This window comes from Prochlorococcus marinus CUG1438, from assembly GCA_017644325.1.
Lineage (GTDB): Bacteria > Cyanobacteriota > Cyanobacteriia > PCC-6307 > Cyanobiaceae > Prochlorococcus_A > Prochlorococcus_A marinus_AA.
Genome location: JAEPLS010000001.1, coordinates 112,224 through 126,870 on the forward strand (window position 1 = coordinate 112,224; position 14,647 = coordinate 126,870).

The 14,647-nt window shown below is 32.1% G+C and carries 19 protein-coding genes; 10 read left to right on the forward strand and 9 right to left on the reverse strand.

Annotated elements, in window-relative coordinates:
- Positions 1-2: 2 nt before the first annotated feature.
- The 3 genes from JJ847_00740 (at position 3) to JJ847_00750 (ending at position 1,462) form a co-directional block, all read left to right on the forward strand.
- A complete protein-coding gene (locus JJ847_00740) occupies positions 3-638 on the forward strand; it encodes a VTT domain-containing protein (protein ID MBO6959411.1) in 636 nt (211 codons plus the stop codon).
- 118 nt (positions 639-756) lie between these two features.
- A complete protein-coding gene (locus JJ847_00745; GenBank protein ID MBO6959412.1) occupies positions 757-936 on the forward strand; it encodes a hypothetical protein in 180 nt (59 codons plus the stop codon).
- Positions 911-1,462: a phycobiliprotein lyase gene (locus JJ847_00750; GenBank protein MBO6959413.1), complete on the forward strand. Its 552-nt coding sequence runs from the start codon at positions 911-913 to the stop codon at positions 1,460-1,462. Before JJ847_00745 ends, JJ847_00750 begins: the two co-directional genes overlap by 26 nt.
- Here JJ847_00750 and JJ847_00755 read toward each other — a convergent pair.
- Entirely contained in the window at positions 1,446-1,958 is a 513-nt protein-coding gene (locus tag JJ847_00755) for an R-phycoerythrin subunit beta (GenBank protein ID MBO6959414.1), read from the reverse strand. The genes JJ847_00750 and JJ847_00755 overlap by 17 nt on opposite strands.
- 177 nt (positions 1,959-2,135) lie before the next feature.
- On the opposite strand from JJ847_00755, the gene JJ847_00760 reads away from it, so the two are divergent.
- From JJ847_00760 to JJ847_00770, 3 genes are read left to right on the forward strand one after another with little or no spacing between them, the layout of a single operon-like run.
- Positions 2,136-2,342 (forward strand): hypothetical protein, encoded by a 207-nt coding sequence (locus tag JJ847_00760; protein ID MBO6959415.1) that lies wholly within the window; start codon positions 2,136-2,138, stop codon positions 2,340-2,342.
- Between the two features lie 22 nt (positions 2,343-2,364).
- Complete coding sequence (locus JJ847_00765; protein ID MBO6959416.1) at positions 2,365-4,773, forward strand: UvrD-helicase domain-containing protein; 2,409 nt, start codon at positions 2,365-2,367, stop codon at positions 4,771-4,773.
- Between the two features lie 5 nt (positions 4,774-4,778).
- A complete protein-coding gene (locus tag JJ847_00770; protein ID MBO6959417.1) occupies positions 4,779-6,026 on the forward strand; it encodes a CCA tRNA nucleotidyltransferase in 1,248 nt (415 codons plus the stop codon).
- Here the strand turns inward: JJ847_00770 and selD are convergent, their stop codons facing one another.
- Positions 6,027-8,198, reverse strand: coding sequence for a selenide, water dikinase SelD (selD, locus tag JJ847_00775; protein MBO6959418.1), 2,172 nt, complete (start codon positions 8,196-8,198; stop codon positions 6,027-6,029).
- Positions 8,199-8,208: 10 nt separating this feature from the next.
- Here selD and mtnP point away from each other — a divergent pair, with 10 nt between their 5' ends.
- The gene (mtnP, locus tag JJ847_00780; protein ID MBO6959419.1) at positions 8,209-9,102 is read left to right on the forward strand and encodes an S-methyl-5'-thioadenosine phosphorylase; all 894 of its coding nucleotides are present in this window, start codon (positions 8,209-8,211) and stop codon (positions 9,100-9,102) included.
- Between the two features lie 43 nt (positions 9,103-9,145).
- Here the strand turns inward: mtnP and JJ847_00785 are convergent, their stop codons facing one another.
- From JJ847_00785 to JJ847_00810, 6 genes are all read right to left on the reverse strand, one after another.
- A complete protein-coding gene (locus tag JJ847_00785; GenBank protein MBO6959420.1) occupies positions 9,146-9,343 on the reverse strand; it encodes a photosystem II reaction center protein J in 198 nt (65 codons plus the stop codon).
- 9 nt (positions 9,344-9,352) lie between these two features.
- Positions 9,353-9,472 (reverse strand): photosystem II reaction center protein L, encoded by a 120-nt coding sequence (locus tag JJ847_00790; GenBank protein MBO6959421.1) that lies wholly within the window; start codon positions 9,470-9,472, stop codon positions 9,353-9,355.
- Between the two features lie 11 nt (positions 9,473-9,483).
- The gene (locus JJ847_00795; protein MBO6959422.1) at positions 9,484-9,630 is read right to left on the reverse strand and encodes a cytochrome b559 subunit beta; all 147 of its coding nucleotides are present in this window, start codon (positions 9,628-9,630) and stop codon (positions 9,484-9,486) included.
- Positions 9,631-9,632: 2 nt separating this feature from the next.
- On the reverse strand, positions 9,633-9,881 hold the full coding sequence (locus JJ847_00800; GenBank protein ID MBO6959423.1) for a cytochrome b559 subunit alpha: 249 nt from the start codon (positions 9,879-9,881) through the stop codon (positions 9,633-9,635).
- A 136-nt stretch (positions 9,882-10,017) separates the two neighbouring features.
- On the reverse strand, positions 10,018-11,034 hold the full coding sequence (locus JJ847_00805; GenBank protein ID MBO6959424.1) for a photosynthesis system II assembly factor Ycf48: 1,017 nt from the start codon (positions 11,032-11,034) through the stop codon (positions 10,018-10,020).
- A 9-nt stretch (positions 11,035-11,043) separates the two neighbouring features.
- Positions 11,044-11,472: a rubredoxin gene (locus JJ847_00810; protein ID MBO6959425.1), complete on the reverse strand. Its 429-nt coding sequence runs from the start codon at positions 11,470-11,472 to the stop codon at positions 11,044-11,046.
- 77 nt (positions 11,473-11,549) lie between these two features.
- Here JJ847_00810 and JJ847_00815 point away from each other — a divergent pair, with 77 nt between their 5' ends.
- The 3 genes from JJ847_00815 to JJ847_00825 are packed head-to-tail and all read left to right on the forward strand — an operon-like array spanning position 11,550 to position 13,181.
- Positions 11,550-11,912 (forward strand): NAD(P)H-quinone oxidoreductase subunit 3, encoded by a 363-nt coding sequence (locus tag JJ847_00815; protein MBO6959426.1) that lies wholly within the window; start codon positions 11,550-11,552, stop codon positions 11,910-11,912.
- Positions 11,913-11,943: 31 nt separating this feature from the next.
- Positions 11,944-12,651, forward strand: coding sequence for an NADH dehydrogenase subunit K (locus tag JJ847_00820; protein ID MBO6959427.1), 708 nt, complete (start codon positions 11,944-11,946; stop codon positions 12,649-12,651).
- Positions 12,651-13,181, forward strand: a complete 531-nt coding sequence (locus JJ847_00825; GenBank protein MBO6959428.1) for an NAD(P)H-quinone oxidoreductase subunit J — start codon at positions 12,651-12,653, stop codon at positions 13,179-13,181. The genes JJ847_00820 and JJ847_00825 overlap by 1 nt, the downstream gene beginning before the upstream one ends.
- Here the strand turns inward: JJ847_00825 and JJ847_00830 are convergent.
- On the reverse strand, positions 13,178-14,563 hold the full coding sequence (locus tag JJ847_00830; GenBank protein ID MBO6959429.1) for a YvcK family protein: 1,386 nt from the start codon (positions 14,561-14,563) through the stop codon (positions 13,178-13,180). The genes JJ847_00825 and JJ847_00830 overlap by 4 nt on opposite strands.
- Between the last annotated feature and the right edge of the window lie 84 nt (positions 14,564-14,647).

The following is a 14,647-nucleotide window of genomic DNA, read 5'->3' on the forward strand; positions in this document are numbered from 1 at the left end:
TAATGAATAAAATACAGAAATTTCTCTCAGTAGTTTTTTTTATCACAATATTCGTTGTATTGATTTATTTAATCCAAAATTATGGAATTGAACCCCTTAGGAACAAAATAGAAAGTATGGGAATTTGGGCACCCTTTGGAATTTTCGTACTAAGAGGAATAAGTATTATTTTACCAGCTCTTCCAAGTTCAGCTTATTCTCTGCTAGCAGGTTCATTATTAGGATTTCAAAAAGGTTACATGACAATAATTTTTTCTGATATCGTTTTTTGCCAAGCTGCCTTCTTTATTGCAAGAAATTATGGGCGCGCTCCTGTAAGAAATTTAGTTGGTCCAAAAGCGATGAAAAAAATTGAAAGTTTTAATCAAAACCAACTAGAAGAAAATTTCTTTCTCATGACAGGTCTACTAATGACTGGTCTTTTTGATTTTCTAAGCTACGCAATTGGTATTGGAGGAACACGCTGGAAAATATTCACTCCAGCATTATTAATTAGTCTTTTAATTAGTGATTCCATACTAGTAGCTGTGGGAGCTGGTGTTAGTCAGGGAGCAGGATTATTTCTGGGAGTAGCTCTTTTAGGAATGTTTGCATTAGCTACTATTTCAGGATTAGCTAAAAATAAAATACCTAAATAAAGAACAGTTAAAAATTCAGTAATCAAAGAGGTGAGATATGACATTTTTGCAAACAACAACTTTATAAATAAGAATTCATGCAAGAATAGAAATCGATTAATTTTTTTAAAGTTATTAGATGACTCCATTTAGACCAACTTCACATGATCGCCCTGGGGAACAAATATCAACCACTCCTTCTGGATTAAAAGTAACTTCTGCTAAGAGATTAATGGTGGATTCAATGGTAAGAATGATTCAAAAAGCAGAAAATCATTCCGTAGAAGATAAACTTGACGAAGAATCTAACAACAATTAATCAATTCATTGATAAAAGTATAGGAGAGTGGAAATCCATAAGAAGTACTCATACTTTAGCTTTTCAGGAATTTGAAAATTCAACTAGTAAAATATACATTAAAAATATCAACTCAAAAAATAAAAAAGTTATTGAAATTTTTAAAAATTACAAATTAAGCTTAAACCTAGAGAGCATAGCCATTTCTATAAAATGGCAAGCTTTTAGTGATTGGGAAGAAGATAATATGAGTGAGGGAGATGAAAATATTTTGATATTTTTACCAAAGGATGAGAATTCAGGAATTGTTTTACGAAATAAAGGTTATACAGAATCCTTTATTTCATCATCCAATTATTTTTTTGATGAACAAGATAATTTACATATTAAAACTATTTACAACTCAAAAGTTTCCGAAGAAAGAATTTCCTTTTTATCCACTCACATAAGATCCAGATTTTCTACTATTAGAAATCTAGAAAATAACTCAGTAATACAGACCTCACATACTTCAGAGATAAGGAATTTAGCTAGTTTAAAAGATTAATTATCCTTTCAAATTGAAACTTTGTTTCAGATACTAATTTAGGAAGAAAGCTTTTATTTCCTTGCATATTATTAACTGTTGAATTTAAATCAGAGATTGTTGCATCTCGCATTAATTCAATAACCCTTCTTGCATTTCTTAAAGGTACCCCAAGAGCAAGATAAGTATTTTTAAGATCCTTTAAACAACTTTTTTCTAAAACTGATTCGTCATTAGAAATTAAAAGATAAGCAACAATCCTTAGGATTATTTCTCCATCTCTTAAGCAAACGGACATCTTGTTAGTTGTATTTAAAGATATTTTTGAATTAACTGAATCTTGATTTTCACAAATCATGGCTGTTACAGCGTCTGCTGCAATTGCATGTGAATTACTTGTTATGGAAGTTATTGCATCTAATCTTGAGTTTGCACTATTAATAAATTCCTTTATATTGCTTAAATCATTTAATTTCTTATCAGCGGACAATAGTTGATTTTTCTTTGAAACTGACATTACTGAAGTAAAAATTTAAAGATCGACCTTAAGACTAATACAAAGCTAGTAAAAACAATACAATTTCAAAATTAACGAAACGCTTCTTAATTAATAACTTCATTCCAAAGTGATAGTTGAAATAATTCAAATAAAAAAATTTTTTCCGCTAATATAAAACTACATTTCAATAAAGTTTTGGATCAACAAGATTTAAAATTATCAAAGAAACTTATTTCCTCATATAAAAAGAGATTGGAAAAAGAAATTCTAGACAGAAGTATGAAACTAAAGATGCCTCAAAATAAATTTGAAGAAATAATTAATAATAATTATGAACTTATAAATTTAAAAAAAGCGTTAGAAGATCTAGAAACTGAATCTGAATCTCATAGTAAAGTCTGATTTTTGAAAAACCCTCCCAAAAGTGTCTCAAACCAACGATTTCCTTTTTAAGTCCCTAAACAACCAACAACTTCAAGCAGTAAAACATGTTTATGGACCACTATTAGTTGTAGCAGGTGCAGGTAGCGGAAAAACTAAAGCTCTTACTCACAGAATTGCAAACCTTATTGAGGGTAACTCTATAGATCCGTATAACATTCTCGCAGTCACTTTTACTAACAAAGCTGCTAAAGAAATGAAAGCAAGATTAGAGGTTCTTCTAGCCCAAGAATTAGCTTTTAATCAATTTGGTCAGCCTTGGACAACACTAAAAGAAATTGATCAAAATCAATTAAGAACAAACGTTCACCAAGAGAGGCTTCAGAACCTTTGGATCGGTACTTTCCATTCGTTATTTTCAAGACTTCTTAGATACGATATTGAAAAATATACTGATCCAGAAGGCCTAAAATGGACAAGGCAATTTTCAATTTACGATGAAACAGATTCTCAAACATTAGTAAAAGAAATTATCAGTCAAGATATGAATCTTGACCCAAAAAGATATGATCCCAAAAAGATTAAAAGATTAATAAGTAATGCTAAAAATCAATGCTTAACTTCTAATGATCTTTTAGAAAAAGCAGATAATAATTTTGATAAAACAGTTGCAGAAGCCTACAAGAGATATAGAATTTCGCTCTCAAAAAATAATTCTTTAGACTTTGATGATCTTCTACTTTTGCCTGTTTTCTTATTGAGGCAAAATGAAATAGTCAGAGACTACTGGCACAAAAGATTTAAACATATTTTAGTTGACGAATATCAGGATACAAATAGAACACAATATGAACTTATAAAATTAATTACGGCTGGAAATGCCGAACCAAAAGAATTCTTCAATTGGGAAGATCGGTCAATTTTTGTAGTTGGGGATGCTGATCAAAGTATTTATAGTTTCAGAGCAGCGGACTTCAGAATCTTAATTGGTTTTCAAGAAGATTTCAAAACTTCATTCAACGACGATAAAAAATCATCTTTAATTAAATTAGAAGAAAATTATAGGTCATCTTCTAATATCCTTGATGCTGCAAACTCACTAATTGAAAACAACTCTGAAAGAATTGACAAAGTTTTAAAAGCTACTAAAGAAAAAGGGGAACTTTTAACGTTACTCAGCTGTGATGATGAAATTTCCGAGGCAGAAGCAATTACCAATAAAATAAAATCACTCAATAACTATAATCAAAACCCAATTTGGAAAAATTTTGCAATTTTATATCGAACCAGAGCCCAGTCAAGAGTATTAGAAGAATCTCTTGTAAGGTGGCGCATTCCTTATACAATTTTTGGAGGATTGCGTTTTTATGATAGAAGAGAAATTAAAGATGCAATAGCATATTTGAAAGTTCTGGTTAATTCTTCAGATAATGTTAGTCTTTTACGAATCATAAATGTTCCTAGAAGAGGGATTGGTAAGACAACTATTCAAAAACTTAATGAACTATCTAATAGGTTAAATATCCCATTATGGGAGGTTCTTAATGATAAACAAAGTCTTGAAGAAACAATAGGCCGATCATCAAAAGGAATTAATAAATTTACTGAAGTTATGAATGATTTACTTTGTTATTTGGAAAATTCAGGCCCTGCTCAACTACTACAACTTATATTAGAAAAAAGTGGTTATTTAAGTGACTTGCTCTCTAGTGGGACTGAAGAATCTGAAGATAGAAGAAATAACTTACAAGAACTTATTAATGCAGCTACTCAATATGAAGAAGAAACAGAAAGTGGAGATGTAGAGGGATTTCTTTCTACAGCAGCACTAACAACTGATAATGATACGAAGAAAAATAATCCTAACTCTGTGACTCTAATGACTCTGCACAATAGTAAAGGTTTAGAATTTCAAAATGTTTTTATCACTGGGCTAGAGCAAGGTCTCTTCCCTAGCCATAGATCAATAGATACTCCCTCACTTCTTGAAGAGGAAAGAAGATTATGCTATGTAGGTATTACTAGAGCTAAAGAAAGAGTTTTCTTAAGTCATGCCAGAGAAAGAAGATTATGGGGTGGAATGCGTGAAGCAACAATTCCTTCAATATTTCTTTCAGAAATACCTGAAGATTTAATGGATGGCGAATTACCACAAACTGGTGGTGCTTCAATTAGAAGAGATTGGCATCTTGATCGTTTAACTAGAGTTGATAGAAACAATCCAAATGAATTTGCTAACAAACCAATAAATTCAGTAAGGAAATTATATTCAGGTCCCAGTAAAGGGAAAAGCTGGATAGTTGGAGATAAGCTAATTCACTCAAAGTTTGGGAAAGGTGAAATAATACATATTTTTGGTAGTGGGGAAAAAATATCTTTAGCAGTAAAATTTGGTGATAAAGGAAGTAAAATTCTAGATCCCAGATTAGCTCCAATTCGTTATGTAAGTTAAAACTCATGAACGATATCTCTGATTACATCCAAGGGGAATTAATCAAAACTCCATTTAATCTATATAATCTAATTGCTAAATATATAGAATCTAATAACACTACTAAAGTAGCTTTTGTTGGCGGTTATTTAAGAGATTTATTAATTAGTAAATTCCACAAAAAATCGTTTTCTAAACCTGTAGATATTGATCTTGTTATTGAAGGCTCCTCTATTTCTCTGGCAAAATTTATAAAAAAAAATATTGTAAATGTAGATTTATGTTTAATCAAAGAATTTAATTTGTACAACACTGTAGAAATAAATATAAATGACTATAAAATTGATATTGCTTCTGCAAGAAAAGAAATTTATTCTGCTCCAGGATTAAATCCCACAGTAAATAAAAGCACTATTGAGGAGGATCTTAAGAGGAGAGATTTCACTATAAATTCAATAGCCTTCGAAGTCTCGACAAGGAAAATCTATGATCTTTATGGAGGGATTTCTGATATAAAAAGTAAAAGATTGAACTTACTTCACAGTAAAAGTATTTCAGATGATCCAAGTAGATTAATTAGATGTGCAAAATATGCTTCAAGGTTAGATTTCAATATTTCAAATGACTCCCTCAAACAATCTCAAGAGACAATTAGACAATGGCCATGGAAAATTTCAGAAACTCATCAGAAAATGATTTACCCTCCTGCACTAGGCATACGAATAAGGATGGAACTAGCTGAAATATGCAAACACGATAATTTGACTAATGTAATATCGATAATTCATAAATGGGAAATTATCTCAATTTTAAATGAAAATATTAAAGTCGATAAAAGGTTTTTAAGAGGACTAAATTGGATTAAGAAGTTAAAGGGAAATCATATGCTTTACTTATTAAAAGATTCAGAAGATTTAGAAACAGCATGTCAAAGATTTTTGGTAAATAATAGTGAGATAAAAATATTAGAAGATTATTTAAATATCAAAAAGATATTAAATACCAACCAAAAAAATTTCAATCATTTTTCTCCATCAAGTTGGACAGAATTTATTGAAGACAGAAACCTTAATGATGAGACAGTCAAATTATTAATTTGTGATGGAGGCCCATACTGGCGTAACTTGTTTAAGTGGTTATTTATTTATAAATTCATAAAATCAAAAAAAGATGGTGAAACATTAAAAAAAGAAGGATGGGATCCAGGGGAGGAAATGGGAAAGGAAATCAAAAGATTAAGATATATGGAAATTGACAAGTCAAATAGAAATTAATTACATTTTTACAACTTCTCCAACCTTGTACCATTTATCCTTTAAAACATTTTCATATTTACGATTGCAACTAATCAACAAGGGACCACATGTTTGAGGATCTAATAGTAATGATATTCTCTCGTTAAAAGTTTTTTTATCAAATGAATTTTCGTTTAAAAAATTAATTATTCTGTTTTGCTTATTTCCTCTATAAATTTTGTCAAAAATTTCTTTATTAGATTCAAAGAAAGTACTTTTAATATCTTTTCTTATTAAATCAAATACTCCGGGATAAGCTTTAAATGCAAATAAATCTAATAAAACTTTTATAGGCTCTTGATTATTTCTTTCTCTATATAAATTAGATGATCCAACCATCTCTTTAAGGTGTCCAATAAATCCATATCCAGTAATGTCAGTAGCAGCATTGACTAATGATTCTTTAAATTGATCTTGAAAAAAATAAATTTCATCAATCAAATATTGCTGGCTCTTTACTAAATTATTAATTATTTCAGAGGAACAACTTAGCATATTAATATTTTGCATTTGACCCGCAAAGTAAATCCCAACCCCGAGAGGTCTAGACATCATGAGTATGTCTCCATCATTCATTCCAGATTTAAGCCATGGTTTTGATCCATTTTTTAAGATGCCTTGGACAGTTAAAGAAATATCTATTCCTAGTGAATAAGGTTTATTTACTAAACTTCTTGCCTCGAAAGTATGACCTCCAAGTAATGCAGCACCATGATCCTCAACTGTTGATTTAATCCCCTGAAGGGATTGAGAAAAGAGATAACTCTGAAATTCTCTTTCAACTTTTGGTAAAGATATTAAAGCCTGAGCGGATGAAAGTTTTGCTCCGCATGCCCATAAATCTGAGCAGGCATGCAAAGTAGTAATTTTTGCATTAAGCCAAGGATCACTTACCAAAGCAGGAAATCCATCTACACTTTGCAAGATTATATCTTGACCATTTTGATAGATTTCAACTGAATCTTCAGGCGATAATGCAAAAGAATCTAAATTAGAATTTATTAACGATTTATTCAAAACAAGTTGAGGAATTTTAGCAGCACATCCCCTACAATCATTCAATGAAATATTTTTTTTACTACTCTTCATAATTAGCCTTTTTGATCTGAACTTGTTAATAAAGTCATGATCAATCTTATGCTTCAAAATCCAAAAAAGAAAAGAAGGGCCAAAAATAAAATTACGATAAATAGCGAAAGCCTTTGGATAATGGCTTGGAAATACATTAACTATTTGCAATCCTATCCTTTGAGGCAACCACTTTTCTAATAATCCCCCATCTATATCCTTTTTTAGATTTTTGACCAATGTATCTACAACTTTTACAGCGAAAACACCCGATGCTGGTCTTTTTGCTGAGTCTACAAATGCGCAATCACCCGCAGCAAAGATTCCGGAGAAACTTTTCAATTGCAAATTCTGATTTGTAATTATTCTGCCATTAGAATCCGAATCTAATAATTTTTTTTGAGTCCACAAAGGAGATGAATTCCCCGTACATAAAAGAATCTTGCCATAATCGAAATTAAGGTTTTCAACTAAATCAATATTGGAATTCCGTAAACTTTTTAGAATTGAATTATTAATTTTTCTTGAATCACATAATAGTTTTAAAGATCTACCTTTCCATCTCCTTCTTAAAGCATATGATACTTCAATGGCAGCAAGGCCACTTCCTACAATTACAAATGGAAGTTCATTAACTGAATCAAAAATATCTTCTTTTTCTATTAAGTCATAAGCCTTTAAAAAAGGTTTAATTGAAAAAGCGTCTCGATTTTTAATTAGTGACTCAAATTCTTTTGGAATTTTTGTTTGACTCCCATAATTAAGCACCAACTTCGAATACTTAACTGAAGGTCTATTATTGAAAAAAATTTTCTTTAAATTAAAATCAATATCCTTTACTTCTTTCTCTATAAAAGATACTTTTGCATTTTTTGCTAAAGATTTTATATCAATTAAACTCTCTTCTAAAGAAATTGATTTTGAAAGAACCGATGGGAACATCGCAGAATAAACCAAATGGGAATCTCTAGATATAATTGAGACAGGAATTTCTGGCATTAATTTCGGACGCATTAACCATTTCTTCATTAAAAGAACATTTGTGTGTCCTCCTCCAATTAGTACTAGATGATTAAAAGTCATTTACATCACGATGAATAAAGAACATTTATTACCTATTGAAAAATCAAGATTAGGAATAATTGGTGGAAGTGGATTTTATTCAATTGATCAAATAGAGTACTTAAAAGAAATAGAAATCAATACCCCCTATGGTAAACCTTCTGATTCAATAAGAGTATATAATCTTGGAAATCTAGAGATAGCATTCATTCCTAGGCATGGAAGAACTCATAGATTAAATCCTTCTGAAATCCCTTACCAAGCTAATATTTGGGCTCTAAGATCAATTGGAGTAAGATGGATTATAGCTCCATCAGCAGTTGGTTCATTACAAGAACAGATAAGGCCACTTGATATAGTGGTGCCAGATCAATTTATAGACAGGACAAAAAACAGACCAGCAACATTCTTTAATGAGGGAGCAGTGGCGCATGTAACTATGGGAGATCCTTTCTGTACAAATTTATGCCGAATATTAAGTGAAATAGGAGAAAAAAATATTCCTGGAGGCAGACAATTACATAGAGGGGGTACTTATTTAGCAATGGAAGGGCCTGCTTTTTCAACTAGAGCAGAATCTAAATTATATAGAAGCTGGGGATGTTCAATAATAGGAATGACGAACCATACTGAAGCAAGATTAGCTAAAGAGGCTGAAATAGCTTACTCCTCATTGTCTATGGTTACTGATTATGATTGCTGGCATCAAACACATCAAGAAGTTTCTGTAGAAATGGTTATGGATAATCTTAGATCAAATACTGAGGTAGCCAACAAAATAATCCTCGAGGTAGCTAAATCAATTGAAAAAGAAAGACCAAAAAGTAAATCTCATTTTTCCCTAAAAGATGGATTGATAACCCAAAAAAAAAATATCCCAAGCCTCACAAAAGATAAACTCAGGATATTTACTGATTCTTATTAAACTTATTAGATTTTAGCCATTGTCAGGTCAAGGGAAGAAATTGTTAGCCTCCAGCTCCGACTCCTTGATATGAGCCATAGAAGAATATTCCTAAAACGAAGATAACCGCAATTCCTCCTGCTGTAGCGACAAGCCATAAAGGAAGAGTACCTTCTGTCCATCTTCTTTCCCAAGCTACTGCTGGTCTTCCATCGGGAAGTCTATCTGGTATTCTTCCATCAGGTCCTTTTAATTTACTCATAATTTTAATTTAGTTGAAAAAGTAACTGGAAAATAAAATTCCCAAAACAAATACTGATAATAAGCCTAAATAAAGACTTGTACGATTAAGTTCAACTGGAACTTTGTTAGGATTTTCGTTTACTTGCATAATGTTTAAATTTATCTGGCTACAAATTGCATTGCAGCAATTGAACCCAAAAAGAATACTGAAGGAATAGCTAAAGCGTGAACGGCTAGCCATCTAACAGTGAATATAGGGTAGACGCGGACTTCCGCAGCCTGCATTGGAGCTTGAGAATTAGTCATTGTTATTTTGTTCTTAAATCTAGTTGAGATTTAGCTTCATATCTTTGAGTTACCACAGGCGCTTTAGATTCAGATGATTGGAAGTAACTATCCGGACGAGGAGTCCCGAAAGCATCATAGGCTAAGCCTGTATATACAAACAAAAATCCTGCTATAAAAATAGCTGGTAATGTTACTGCATGAATAATCCAGTATCTAATACTGGTGATTATTTCAAAGAATGGGCGTTCACCCGTTGAACCTGCGGCCATAATCACAAATGTTTACCCTATGATCTTACAGTGTAAAATCATAAGTTCGCGAAGAAATTAACAGCATGGTTACAGACAGTTGCTAAATCTGTCAAAAATTAAGTTTTTTTTTACTTTTTACTTAAGGTATTCAAAATTAACTATTCCATTTAAGGATGTAACCACGTTCACCAAGTACAAATCCTTTTTGATTATCTAAAGTCTCATTATCAAGAAAAACTATTTTAATGAAGTTGGTTGGCAATTCAGTAGCAATAGGATCTTTATTCCAAGTTTTACCTTGATCTTTGCTTACTATTAAGGTGCCGTTACCACCGCCAGCCCATATATCACCGTTTGGATCCCATCCCATGTCGAGATAATTGTATCCATTGAGAATTGGTACAATAGGCTTTGACCAACTTTCTAGGTTATCAGTATCTTCATTAAATCTAATTTCTGCTCCTCTAGAAAGCATCCATAAACTTCCTTCTGGATTGAAACCAATACTTTGAACTCTCTTGCTGCTTGCTCTTTGATGGGCTATCCATGCATCACTATCCTTTTCCAAAGTAGAAAAGAAATTACCAAGACTACTTACGCTCACATAATCTCCTTCGTTTGTTCTTCTTAAATCTCTTACTCCTCCAGAACCAGATGCATCCACAACTTTTGCATTCCATGATTCACCACTATCTGATGTTTCATAAATTGCACCTGCAGTGGTAGCCAATTCTGCAACACCTTGATCTACAGTCGTTATAAGAAATGGTTGTCCTGGTAATTTGTTACCTAGAGATAAACGAGTCCAATTTTTTCCCGCATCAAGTGTGTGCATAACTAATGATGGCTGACCTATTAACCAACCTTCTTCACCTTTAAAGTCAATATCCAACAGTCGAAAATTCTCTTCACTTGGTAAATCTAAATTTCTTTTTTCCCAAGTTTCGCCACCATCATTAGATTCCATGATAAGTCTATTAGAACCTACTAAGAATCCATTTCTATCATCTATAAAATCAATGTCTAAAGCATTTGCCTGGTCCTCAAACTGAATTATTTTCCAAGGACTACTATCGCTCATCTTTACTCCTGTAGATGTACAACTGCTCAATACAAAAGAAAGAAAGATAGATAAAAGAAGATTGGGAAAGCTAGTAATAATTTTTTTCATTTATGTATATTAATGCAAAGAGTACAAAGAAAGGAACATAGCAGCAGCAAAAGCTAGACCTCCAAAAATCAATATATTTTTTTGTCCAGGAGGTAAACTATTAAAACCAAATCCATAGACTAAGTTCTCTTCAAATCCACTAGGTTTTGCTCTAGATCCAATATCCTTATAGAAATTCTTACCAGCTCGACAAACAGGGCAAGCAAAAGTATTCCCATCCAACTCTGAAAAAGGTGTATTTTTAGGTATATTTAATTTTTTATTTCCTTCAGACGGATCATAAATGTATCCACAACTTCTACATTCGAATCTATTTTGGTCTAGATTAATAGAAGGTTTTTCAACATTTACTCCTGAGGAATCAATAGAGAGATTTTCTTTCTCAAAATTTTGAACTATTTTGTTTTCCTCAGAGGCTGGTTGAATGTTTTCACTCACGGTTTATTATTGTTCTTTAAGAACTTTAAAAGATTTTGCTTAATTAAGCGACTTTTATTCAAAATTAATTTTTTAAGATGTTTCTATTAACTGGTTATGAATATTTTTTAGGTTTCCTCTTAATTGCAGCTGCTGTCCCAATATTAGCTCTATTTACAAATCTAATAGTTGCACCTAAAGGCAGAACTGGGGAAAGAAAACTGACATATGAATCTGGAATGGAGCCTATAGGAGGAGCATGGATTCAATTTAATATTCGTTATTACATGTTCGCCTTAGTTTTCGTTATATTTGATGTAGAGACAGTATTCCTTTATCCTTGGGCTGTTGCCTTTAATAGATTAGGCTTATTAGCGTTTATTGAGGCATTGATTTTTATCGCGATACTTGTGATTGCCTTAGCTTACGCTTGGAGAAAAGGTGCTTTAGAATGGAGTTAAAAAATTGAACCAACAATTATCCCCAAAAGCAATCAGAGAAATTAGAGAAGGAAATTGCAACCCTCTTGGTGCCCCACAAGTTACAACAGATTTAAGCGAAAATATCATATTAACAAGCTTAGACGATCTTCATAATTGGGCTAGATTAAGTAGTCTTTGGCCCCTTCTATACGGTACAGCTTGTTGTTTTATTGAATTTGCTGCCTTAATCGGCTCTAGATTTGATTTTGACAGGTTTGGACTAGTGCCAAGAAGCTCTCCTAGACAAGCAGACTTATTAATAGTTGCAGGGACAGTAACAATGAAGATGGCTCCAGCTTTAGTAAGACTTTATGAGCAGATGCCCGAGCCAAAATATGTTATTGCAATGGGTGCCTGTACAATCACAGGAGGAATGTTTAGCGCAGATTCTACTACTGCTGTAAGGGGTGTTGATAAACTTATTCCTGTTGATTTGTATCTTCCTGGATGTCCGCCAAGACCAGAAGCAATTTTTGATGCTGTAATCAAATTAAGAAAGAAAGTTGGCAATGAATCAATAGCTGAGAGAATAAAAACAGAACAGACTCATAGATACATAACATCTGATCACGAAATGAATCTTGTTTTTTCTGAAAATACTGGTGAATACCTCAGTAAAACTGCAACGAATGTTATTCCTTCATCTAAGAAAGAAAAAATAACTGAAATATCAGAGGTAAGCGAAACATCTAAAATTATTAATTCGGAAGAAAAGTAATGGAAAAAGACGGTCTAGACAAATCCACTGATGAGTTAACTAAACAAGATGGATTTGTAAGTCAAAATTTAACTAAAGATGGGATTCCAAACCAATCATTAAATAATGACCATATAGGAATAGAAAATATATCTATAGAACCACAAAACTTATATAAAGCAGTATCTGCCTTAAGAAATTACGGTTTCAACTACCTCCAATGCCAAGGAGGTTATGACGAAGGGCCTGGAAAGAATCTTGTTAGTTTTTATCACTTTATAACTGTTGATGATTTACAAAAAATTGAAGAAATTAAAGAAGTTAGATTAAAAGTCTTCCTAAAAAGAGATTCTAATTTGTCAATACCTAGCTTATATAAAATTTTTAAAGGAAGTGATTGGCAAGAAAGAGAGACATATGACATGTATGGGATAAATTTCATTGACCATCCAAATCCTAAAAGGTTGCTAATGCCTGAAGATTGGAGAGGATGGCCATTACGAAAAGACTATATCCAACCAGACTTTTACGAACTGCAAGACGCTTATTAGTTTAACTTCTTTAATTTACGATATATAAACATAACTGCTCTTGCTAATCTCCTTGGATCATGTCTTAAGGTTGGAGTTATTCTTTTTGAATAAAGTGGGGCCTGCAAAACATAATATCCATCTGATAATAATTTTTCTTTATTACATCGGACAGGCTCTGCACCTTTACTTTCGTAATAGTCTACTAATGGAGACTTCTCGAATTGACTCTGAGATAAGATTGAGTTAAAAATTCTTGTATTAACGCCAAAATTTGATAATTGTTTTTCAATTGCTTTGATGTGTTGATACACGTCAAGTCCATCAGTCTCTCCAGGCTGTGTCATTAAATTACTTATGTAAATTTTGGGAGCATCTGTTTTCAATAAGGCATCAACTATTTCAGGTACCAATAAGTTTGGCAATAAAGAGGTGTATAAACTTCCGGGTCCAAGAACTATTAAGTCAGCATCTTTTATGGCATCGAGAGCACTAGGTAGCGCAGAAGGATTTTCTGGTAGATAACCAATCCTTGAAATTAATTGTTTAGATTTACTTATATTACTTTCGCCAAAAATCTTTTCACCATCTTCTAATTCAGCCCATAACATAACATCAATATTTGTTGCTGGCAGAACCTGACCTTGTACTGCCAAAACTTTACTAGAAGCTTGAACTGCTTTTTCTAAACTACCTGTAATTGTTGTTAAAGCAGAAATAAATAGATTCCCAAAACTATGGCCCTCTAGACCACTTCCTTCTGAAAATCTATATTGAAATAATCTAGTTAAGGTAGGTTCTTCGTTTGATAAAGCAGCTAAACAATTTCTAATATCTCCTGGAGGTTGCACACCTAATTGTTTTCTAAGAATTCCACTACTTCCACCATCATCTGATACGGTTACAATTGCTGTAATATTATTGCTGTAATTTTTTAAACCTTTTAATAAAGTAGATAACCCTGTACCTCCGCCAATTGCAACAATATTAGGACCTCTGTTTAATTTACTCTTAACTCTTAATGCATCAACTAAAAAAGTATTTTTTTCAGGAACAAGCGCTTTCTGAATAGAGTTAATACTTCTATTTTGTCCAACCCCAATCAATAAAAGTCCAATAATAAAAATTAATGGTCCCAATAATGAAACAGGCAATATACTAGTCAGGTCTGTCATTAAACCAAAAAATAATTCGATAAGCCAATAGAGAGGTCTTAAATTTGTCCAAATCGCCAATCCTAATAATGCAGTAAGAAATCCAATTGCAGATGTAAGCATCCATCTTTTTATTACCAGTCCCGGCAAAAGCCAACTCAAAATCCTTAAAATTTTATTGAGTAAAACAAAATTAGATTTTTTGTAACGTTGGTAATATCTTCTTACTCTTTTTTTTCGCTTATTCATTAAAAACCTCTTAAATTATCTTCTCAAATTTAAATAATTTACTTAGTTTCATTATAAATCAAATTAATACCTCCTTTTTTTATT